Genomic DNA, 10,012 nt, shown 5'->3' on the forward strand with positions numbered 1-10,012 from the left:
GCGGGGGTGGTACGTTTTGCGGAGGTTCTGGAATTATTTATGGAAGGGAGCGCCCGGCAGGGTAAGCAAATGTTAGTATGATACGATTTGTAGAAACTCTGGAACGCTGGGTAGAAAGGAAAAAAAGGAATAGCAGCAACTTTACATCACTATAAATTTTGTTAAAAACGATTCACGCCATGAAATTACGATTGCCTGCTTGCCGTCCCCGGGACGCCCTGTCCCCCTTGCCCTGTCCTGAAGCGCCCACGGCCGCCGTGAAGCCGGTATAGAAACCCATTCTTCCTTTGTAAAGATTTTTCATGAAGTATAAGACTACTCCTTGTGAGAAGAGAGCGCCTATGTTGCTGCTCTTCCTGCTTTCTTTTATTTCCTTCGGGGCTTTTGCCCAGGGAAACCAGATCACCGTTGCGGGTAAGGTCAGCTCGGATTCTTCCGTGCTGCAAAGCGTCACGGTGCAGTTGAAAGGCGATGCCAAAAAAGTAACCCAGACCAGCCAAAGCGGTGAGTACACCCTGGTGGTGCCGGCCAGCGGAACGCTGGTGTTTTCCGCCGTCGGCTACGAGGTGCAGGAAATGCCCATCGCCGGCCGCAGCATCGTCAACGTCCTGATGAAGTCCACCAGCAACACCCTGGGTGATGTGGTGATCATCGGCTTTGGCGGTACCCAGAAAAAAGCCTCCTCCGTCAGCTCCATCACCACGGTGAACGTCAAGGAACTGAAGGGGCCTACCGGCAACCTCACCAATACCCTGGCCGGCCGCATTCCCGGCATGATCTCCTTCCAGCGCTCCGGCGAGCCGGGCCTGGGTACGGATAACTCCTCCTTTTATATCCGCGGCCTGTCCACCTTCGGCACCGGCAAAACCGACCCGCTGATCCTCATCGACGGCGTGGAGTCGTCCTCCACCGACCTGGCCCGCATGCAGCCCGACGACATCGCCGACTTTTCGGTGCTGAAAGACGCTGCCGCCGCCTCGGTGTACGGCGCCCGCGGCGCCAACGGCGTGGTGCTGGTGAATACCCGTACCGGTAAGGAAGGCACCGCCCGCTTCTCCTTCCGGGCCGAGAACCGCGTTTCGTCCAATACCAAAAACTTTAACCTGGCTGATAACATTACCTATATGGAGCTGGCCAACGAAGCGGCCCTGACCCGCTCGCCCCTGGCCATCCAGCCCTATTCTCAAAACAAGATCGAGCATACCAAAGCCGGCGACGATCCCTACCTGTACCCCAACAACAACTGGATCGACAAGCTGATCAAAAAGAATACGGTCAACCAGAGCTATAACCTGAACATCAACGGCGGCAACGCCAAAACCCGCTACTACATCGCCGGCACCTACAACCAGGACAACGGCGTGCTGAAAGTGGACCCCATAAACGACTTCAACAGCAACATCAAGCTGAAGAACTATTCGCTGCGCACCAACATCAACCTGAACGTAACGCCCACCACCGAAGTAGTCGTGCGGATGTACGGCCAGTTCGATGACTACCAGGGCCCCATCGGGGGCGGCGCCGCCACCTTCAACAACGTCCTCTGGTCCAACCCGGTGATGTTCCCGGCCGTGTACCCCCAGGACAAGCTGCCCTATATCGACCACCCGCTGTTCGGTTCCGGCCGTACCGTCAATGCCGGCGGCCTGACCTCCACGCTGTTTGTGAACCCCTATGCCCAGATGGTGCGCGGCTATTCGGTGTACAAAACCTCCAACCTGCAGCCGCAGCTGGAGCTGAAGCAAAACCTGAACTTCATTACCCCGGGCCTGAGCTTCCGCACCATGGGCTACCTGCGGCGTTATTCGTACTATGCAGTGGACCGGAGCTATAACCCCTTCTACTATTCCGCCCTGGTGGACCCCACCACCCAGCAGTACAACCTGCAGGTGCTCAACGACGGCAGCGCTACCTCCATTGGGGCCGTGGGTACCGAATACCTGGGTGTGTCCGCCCCCCCGCGTGTGCTGGATTCCCGGTTCTGGTGGGAAGGTTCGGTGAACTATAACCGCAATTTTGGCAAGAACACCGTGGGCGGCACCCTGATCGGCGTGATGTCGAACTACGAGTCGGCCAACTATGAATCCAATATTGCCAACAGCGTCCAGGCATCGCTGCCCCAGCGCAACCAGACGCTGTCCGGCCGGTTCACCTACGGCTACGACAACCGCTACCTGGCCGAGTTCAACTTTGGCTATAACGGCTCCGAGCGTTTTGCCCGCAACAACCGCTTCGGCTTCTTCCCCTCCGCCGGTATCGGCTACCGCATCTCCAACGAGAAGTTTTTTGAACCCCTGAAAGGAACGATCGACGACCTGAAGTTCCGCGCCACCTACGGGCTGGTGGGCAACGACCAGATCGGCAGCATCAACGACCGCTTCTTCTACCTGTCCAACATCAACCTCAATGATGCGGGCTTCGGCGCCTCTTTCGGCAAGAACGACGGGGCAGGCACCTACTACCGCTCGGGTGTTTCGATCTCGCGCTACGCCAACGAGGACATCACCTGGGAACAATCCCGCTCGCTGAACCTGGGCATGGACCTGAAAATGTTCCGCGACCTGACCGTCACCGCCGAGGTGTACCAGCAATGGCGCTCCAATATCCTGCAGCCCAAGTCCACCGTAGAGTCGGCCGCCGGCTTCTCCGCCATCCCTTCGGCCAACTATGGCAAGGCTGAAACCCGGGGCATCGACCTGTCGGTGAACTACCAGCATTCCTACACCAAGGACTTCTGGATCAACCCCCGCGGCACCTTCACCTATGCCACCAGCAAGGTAAAAGTGACCGACGAGATCCAGTACCCCGCCAACATCGCCTACCTGTCGCGCCGCAACCGCTCCATCAGCCAGGTCTGGGGACTGGTGGCCGAGCGCCTGTTCATCGACCAGAAGGAAGTGGCCAACTCGCCCGTGCAATACGGCGATATCGGCCTGCTGGCCGGCGACATCAAGTACAAGGATATCAACAAGGACGGCGTCATCAACGACGACGACCGCGTACCCATCGGCTATCCCCAGCAGCCCGAGATCATCTACGGCTTCGGCGCCTCCCTGGGCTACAAGCGCTTCGACTTCGGCTTCTACTTCCAGGGTGCGGCCCGTTCGTCCTTCTTCATCAACCCGGCCAACATCCAGCCGTTCTACCTGAACGGCGGCTACCAGAACAACCTGCTGAAGGGCATCGCCGACAACCACTGGTCGGAAGACAACCAGGACCCCTACGCCTTCTGGCCCCGCCTGAGCAACTGGATGGTGGAGTCTAACAATAAAACCTCTACCTGGTGGATGCGCAGCGGCGACTTCCTGCGGCTGAAGAGCGTGGACCTGGGCTACACCCTGCCCGACATCAAGGCCCTGAAGCTCAAAGGCACCCGCATCTATATGTCGGCCACCAACCTGTTCATCCTCAGCTCCTTCAAAGAGTGGGATGTGGAAATGGGCGGCAACGGCCTGGGCTATCCCATTCAATCCGTGTACAGCATGGGCGCCCAGCTGAATTTCTAACCACCTCCTATTTAAACGCACTAATGAATACCATGAACCTCTTCAAATTCAATAAAGACAGGAACCGGAAGCTGCTCTTCCCGGCCCTGCTGCTGGTAGCCCTGGGTACGGGCGTCTCTTCCTGTAAAAAGTACCTCGACATCGTGCCCGACAACGTGGCCACGCTGGACAATGCCTTCAAGTTGCGCAACGAAGGCGAGAAGTTTCTCTTTACCCTTTATTCCTACATGCCCAAGAACGGCGACGGCTGGTACAACGTGGCGCTGACCGGCGCCGACGAGATCTGGTACCCCCAGGACGACCAGACCCACTGGCATGCCGCTTTCCGTATCGCCCAGGGACAGCAGAACGCTGCCGACCCCTACTTCAACGAATGGGCGGGCTGGCGCAAGGGCGGAAACGGGAATACCCGCTTCGACAACCAGAAGCTCTGGACCGGCATCCGCAACTGCAACATCTTTCTGGAGAACCTGCAGGATCCCGCCAAGGTGCCGGATATTTCGGCTGCCGAACGCTCGCGCTGGATCGGCGAAGGCTTGTTCCTGAAAGCTTACTACCACTTTCAAATGCTGCGGATGTATGGGCCCATTCCCCTCATCAACGAGAACGTGCCGGTGGATGCCGACCCGGCCAGCTCCTATGTAAAAAGGGCGCCGGTGGATGAATGCGTGAACACCATCTCCTCCTGGCTGGACAGCGCCGCCAAGCTGCTGCCCGTCCGCATCGAGAACGAGAACACGGAAATGGGCCGCGTGACCCAGCCCATTGCACTGGCCCTGAAGGCCAAGCTGCTGGTGACGGCCGCCAGCCCCCTGTTCAACGGCAACCCCGACTTTGCCGGCTTCAAGGATAAAGACGGCGTGGCGCTATTCAACCCCTCCTTCGATGCCGAAAAATGGGTGAAGGCCCGCGATGCCGCCAAGGCCGCCGTGGAAGCCGCCGAACTGAACGGTTTCTCCCTTTATAAATACACCAACGACATTTATAGGCTGAGCGACTCCACCAAGGTGCAGCTCAACATCCGCAATGCCGTTACCCAGCGCTGGGGCGTGGAAACCGTCTGGGGCAATGCCCAGATGTATTTTGCCAACGAAGCCCTGTGCATGCCGCCGCAGGAAAGGGGCACCAACGTCGACCGCTTCCAGTTGCAGGGCGTGTGGGCGCCGCCGATCAAGATCGCCAAGTTGTTCTATACGTCCAACGGCGTGCCCATCGACGAAGACAAAACGCTGAATTTCAGCAACTACGACCAGCTGAAAACCGCCACCGCCAAGGACCGCTATTATATCGAGCAGGGATACAACACCGCCCGCCTGAACTTCGACCGCGAGCCCCGCTTTTATGCCGACCTGGGCTTTGACGGCTCGCTCTGGTACATGAAGGACGGCAATGCCTCCGGCAGCGACGTGGCCACCTTTTATGTAAAAGCCAAGAACAGCGAAAGCGCCGGCGTCGGGCACTTTACCAACTGGAGCGAAACCGGCTACTTCGTCAAAAAGCTGGTGAGCTGGGAATCGACCACCCGTGGTACCTCCGCCCCCGTATGGCGCAGCTATCCCTGGCCCGAAATGCGGCTGGCCGACCTGTACCTGATGTATGCCGAAGCGGAAAACGAAGTGGCCGGCGGATCGGCTACTGCTATCAGTTACCTGGACAAGGTGCGCGAGCGCGCCGGCCTGAAAGGCGTGGTGGAGTCGTGGACGGCTTATGCCCAGAACCCTTCGAAGTTCAGCAGCAAAGAAGGCCTGCGCGCCATCATCCACCGCGAACGCACCATCGAGCTGATGTTCGAAGGCCAGCGCTACTGGGACCTGCGCCGCTGGAAGGAAGCCGCCGAGGAGCTGAACAAGGACATCACCGGCTGGAGCATCACCGGCAAGACCGACAATACCTACTACAAGGAGCGCCAGATCTTCAGCCAGCGGTTCATTGCCCCCCGCGATTATTTTTCGCCCATCGGCAACTACGATACCCGCCGCAACCCCCGCCTGGTGGAAAACCCGGGCTGGAGCAACTAGTAACCAATAACCATTACCTGTAAAAATCAGATCATGAACTATAGAAAAATATTTTCTTCCCTGCTGCTGCCCACGGTGTTGCTGACGGCCGCGTGCAACAAAGAGCTGGAATCGCATAACCCGGTGGAAAGCGACGGTGCCGTACCGGCCCAGGTGAGCGGGGTGAAGGTGGTCAACGGAAACGGCAAGGCGACGATCTCCTACACGCTGCCCAACGACCCCAACCTGCTGTATGTAAAAGCGGTGTACACCATCACCACCGGCCAGCAATACGAAGCCAAGGCCTCTTATTACAACAACTCCCTGATGGTGGAGGGCTTTGCCGATACGCTGGAGCACGAGGTAAAACTGTATTCGGTCAGCCGCTCGGAAGTGGCCTCGGCCCCGCTGAGCGTTACCATCAAGCCCCTGGTAGCCCCCATCTGGCAGGTATACCGCAGCCTGCAGGTGATGAACGCCTTCGGCGGCTACAACTTCACGGCGCTGAACGCTTCGCGGGCCAACCTGGCCATCCTGGTCACCAAGCCCAACGTGTTCAAGGAATACGAGACCGACAACAACATCAGCGTGTACACCAATACCGACAGCATCCTGTCGAAAGTGCGCGGCCTGGATACGCTCAATTACCGCTACGGCTTTCTGATCAGGGACCGCTGGGGCAACAAGACCGATACGGTGTACCAAACGGTGAAGCCGCTGTTCGAGACCCAGCTGGACCCCAATAAGTTCAAAGCCTTTGTACTGCCCGGCGATGCGCCGCAGGTGACCAACGGCGCGGCCCTGCCCTATGCCTGGGACGGCAAGCTGGGATGGCCCAATACCTCCTTTACCAACCAGGTGCCCGGCGGCTCCGGCCCGCACATGATCACCTTCGACATGGGCGCCACCGCAAAGCTCAGCCGCGTCTGGATCCGGCCCTTCCCCGAAGGAACGAGGTATTACTACCTCACCACCATGAAGCGCTTCGAGATCTGGGGTTCCACCAATCCGTCGCTGAACGGCGCGCTGGACGGCTCCTGGAGCCTGCTGGGGAGCTACACGGTGAAGAAGCCCTCGGGCCTGCCCTACGGCACCGACAGCGCCGAAGACCAGGCCACGGCCGCTGCCGGCTTCAACTGGGACATCGACCTGGCGGCGCCCAAGGTGCGGTACCTGCGCGTCCGCTGCCTGGAGAACTTTGCCGGCGGCACCGCCCAAAGCATCAACGAACTGAAAGTTTACGGCGATCCCCGCTAACAGCGGATCCAAAAACCGGGCAGGCTGCAGGCCCTTCCGCCGGCAGCCTGCCTTCAAAAACCTGACAAATGCAAATGCGCATGAAAAAAATTACGGCCGCTACGGCCATGCTTATGGGCCTGTTCGCCCTTGCTTCCTGCTCCAAGTGGGACGAATACAAGGAATACACTGCCGGGGGAGAAACCCTTTATACCGGCAAGCTGGATTCGGTAAAAGTATACTCCGGTAACCAGCGGGTACAGGTCCTGGGCCTGTTGCCGGCCGATCCGAAGATCACCAAAACCAAGATCACCTGGAACGACGGCCGCGATTCAGCGGTCTACGATATTACCAAGGGTGTGGGCATCGATTCCTTCAAAAGGATCATCCCCGTCACCGAAGGCATCCAGGTGTTTAAGATCCAGAACTTCGACGCGGCGGGGAACAGCTCCCTGACGGTGACCCAGACCGGTGTGGCCTATGGTCCCAAGTATGCGGCGGGGCTGAGCAACCGGCCGGTTTCCCGGGCCGAGGTGCTTGCGAACGGAAGCGCGGAAGTGGCCTGGGACAGTTTTGATACCACCACCGGTGTCAAGGGCACCTGGGTACGTTATACCCGGACGAACAACAACGCCGATTCGGTGTTTGTGCCCGTAAGCCAGCAGCTGACCACGCTGCCCGATTTCAAAGCCGGTACGTCCCTGACCCTGCGCACGAAATACCTGCCCAAGCCCACCGCTATCGATACGTTTTACAGCGCGGCGCAAACCGTAGGCGTCATGTACGACGTCACCTCCCGCTACATCGTTGATGCGGGCCCCGGCTTTGCCAATTCCGCCGGCGGCAATGACCGCTGGCAGACGCCCACCAACTGGATCACCACGGCCGATGTACGCAACGGCGGCAATAATATCGGCGGCCTGGACAACGGCAGCTGGCTGCCCTCGAAAGCGCTTTCCATTGAGGCCTGGTGGGGCATGACGGCCATACCCAATGGCAAGGTGTACCAGACCGTTACCCTTCCGGCCGGAAAATACACGCTGGTGGTCACCGCAGGCGATTGTTCCTCGGGCGGTACCAAGTACATCACGGTAGCTGCCGGCAGCACGCTGCCCGACATCGCCAGCACGCCCAACACGGCCCTTGCGTACAAGAGCATCGATAAGTTCGCGGACAACAAGCTCAGTTTCACGCTGGCCAACGCCACGCAGGTTTCCATCGGTATCCAGGCGAACATGACGGCCGAAGGGAATTTCATGAAAGTATTCAAGGTGCGGCTGTTCGGACTGCCTTAATCGGCTTGCCCGCAGGGAACACTAGCGTATCTTCCAACCGCTACCGCTGATTCATTCACTAAAACCAACCATATGAGAAGAGTCATCAAAGGCGTCTGCCTGGCCCTGGCCCCGGTTCTGTTGCTGTCCTTCGTCCATCCGCCCAAGAAGCGAAAGGCGGACATTGCCGGTCACTGGGTAACGGGTAACCCGTCCGATCCGAAAACATCGCCCCACATGAAGGTTTTTGAGGAGAACGGCAGCTATTATTGTGTGGGTTTTGAACAGGTGGGTACGGTCCTGACCCATAAAGGGCGCTACAAAGTGGTGGACGACGGCCACTTTAAGGAAAAGGTGACCAACGTGCGGTTCAACGCGCAATGGGACCTGAGGGGCAAAGAGTTCCTCAACAACTACGAGCTCAGTAAGGACGGCAAGTCGCTGGTGCTCAGCGGCGTGGTCTATTCCAGGGATGGAAAGGATTCACTGCGGTGGTCGCACCGGTACCGGAAGCTGGAGGTCCCCGAATAGGGATTACCGCCTTCGGCTGTTCACTAAGCTTCTTCCCGTTTCAAAAAGCCCCGGCATCTGCAAGATGCCGGGGCTTTACTTTTTAAAGATGTACGATTTGAAGAAGTTTTGGTACCTATTGCCCTGTCTGTATTTTACAAGTTGATTTTCTTTGTAAAAAGCCTCCCGCTCACCTATTGTTACCGAAATCATTTTCCCCATTCCGCATGAAACAGTTCTTCCAACCCTTGTTATATGGCTGCTGCCTGGCTGCGGCCGCCTTATTTTCCCTTCAACCGGCAAGCGCACAGATGGCCCCGCCCGCTGCCGCACCGGCCGGCAACCCCATTATCCGGCATAAATACACCGCCGACCCGGCCGCCTTCGTACACCAGGGCACCGTGTACCTCTATGCCGGCCACGACGAAGCGCCGCCCCGCCAGGAGCGGTACGTGATGAACGAGTGGCTGCTGTTCTCCTCCACCGATATGGTCCACTGGAAGGAGCATCCCTCGCCCCTGAACGTAAAGGAATTTGCGTGGGCCAAAGGCGATGCCTGGGCCTCACAGGTGATCGAACGCAACGGCAAATTCTACTGGTACGTGGCGGTGGAGCACGGCACCATCGGCGGCAAGTCCATCGGCGTAGCCGTTGCCGACAGCCCTGCCGGCCCCTTTAAGGATGCCCGCGGCTCGGCCATCATCACCAACGACATGACCACCGACACCAAGATCAGCTGGGACGATATCGATCCTTCGGTGATCATCGACGACGACGGCCAGGCCTACCTGTTCTGGGGCAATACCAAATGCTATTATGCAAAGCTCAAGGAAAACATGATCGAGCTGGATGGTCCCATCCAGACCGTCGACCTGCCGCATTTTACCGAAGCACCCTGGATCCACAAACGCAACGGCTGGTACTACCTGTCGTATGCCTACGAGTTTCCCGAGAAGATTGCCTACGCCATGAGCCGCAGCATCCATGGCCCCTGGCAGTTCAAGGGCATCCTCAACGAGGTGGCAGGTAATTCCAATACCAACCACCAGTCCATCATCGACTTCAAAGGCAAAAGCTATTTCATCTACCACAATGGTGTAATCCCCACCGACGGCAGCAGCTACCACCGCTCCGTCTGCATCGACTACCTGCACTACAACAAGGACGGCACGTTGAAAAGGGTGGTGATGACCACGGAAGGAGTGAAGGCCGCAGGTGGGAAGTAAGAACCTCCATAACCATTTTCAAAAAAATCGATCCTCATTCTAACCCGGTAGCTGCCTATGAAAATGCTGCAAACCAGCGACTACGTCGTTTTTCTTGTTTACTTCCTGATCGTGGCCCTGTATGGGTGGTGGGTGTACCGCAAAAAGAAAACGGCCCGCCTTTCCACGCAGGACTATTTCCTGGCGGAAGGTTCTTTGACGTGGTGGGCCATCGGCGCCTCGCTGATCGCCTCCAATATTTCCGCCGAACAGTTTATCGGCAT

At 58.1% G+C, this 10,012-nt stretch carries 7 protein-coding genes; all 7 read left to right on the plus strand.

Annotated elements, in window-relative coordinates; genetic code table 11:
* The first annotated feature begins 341 nt into the window (after window positions 1–341).
* Window positions 342–3,506 carry a SusC/RagA family TonB-linked outer membrane protein gene (locus V9K67_RS13355; RefSeq protein WP_336723232.1) on the plus strand — a complete coding sequence of 1,055 codons (3,165 nt, stop codon included), beginning with the start codon at window positions 342–344 and terminating at the stop codon, window positions 3,504–3,506.
* A 32-nt stretch (window positions 3,507–3,538) separates the two neighbouring features.
* Window positions 3,539–5,524 (plus strand): RagB/SusD family nutrient uptake outer membrane protein, encoded by a 1,986-nt coding sequence (locus V9K67_RS13360; RefSeq protein ID WP_336723235.1) that lies wholly within the window; start codon window positions 3,539–3,541, stop codon window positions 5,522–5,524.
* 33 nt (window positions 5,525–5,557) lie between these two features.
* A complete protein-coding gene (locus V9K67_RS13365; protein ID WP_336723236.1) occupies window positions 5,558–6,760 on the plus strand; it encodes a DUF5000 domain-containing lipoprotein in 1,203 nt (400 codons plus the stop codon).
* A gap of 80 nt (window positions 6,761–6,840) precedes the next feature.
* Window positions 6,841–8,034 carry a DUF4998 domain-containing protein gene (locus tag V9K67_RS13370; protein ID WP_336723238.1) on the plus strand — a complete coding sequence of 398 codons (1,194 nt, stop codon included), beginning with the start codon at window positions 6,841–6,843 and terminating at the stop codon, window positions 8,032–8,034.
* A gap of 72 nt (window positions 8,035–8,106) precedes the next feature.
* Complete coding sequence (locus V9K67_RS13375) at window positions 8,107–8,544, plus strand: DUF4488 domain-containing protein (protein ID WP_336723240.1); 438 nt, start codon at window positions 8,107–8,109, stop codon at window positions 8,542–8,544.
* A 206-nt stretch (window positions 8,545–8,750) separates the two neighbouring features.
* Window positions 8,751–9,749, plus strand: coding sequence for a glycoside hydrolase family 43 protein (locus tag V9K67_RS13380; RefSeq protein ID WP_336723243.1), 999 nt, complete (start codon window positions 8,751–8,753; stop codon window positions 9,747–9,749).
* Window positions 9,750–9,806: 57 nt separating this feature from the next.
* Window positions 9,807–10,012, plus strand: a 206-nt coding sequence (locus V9K67_RS13385) for a sodium:solute symporter family transporter (RefSeq protein ID WP_414696772.1), incomplete at its 3' end; no start/stop codon positions are given.

The sequence above is a fragment of the Huijunlia imazamoxiresistens genome, from assembly GCF_037132455.1.
Taxonomy (GTDB): domain Bacteria; phylum Bacteroidota; class Bacteroidia; order Chitinophagales; family Chitinophagaceae; genus Flavisolibacter; species Flavisolibacter imazamoxiresistens.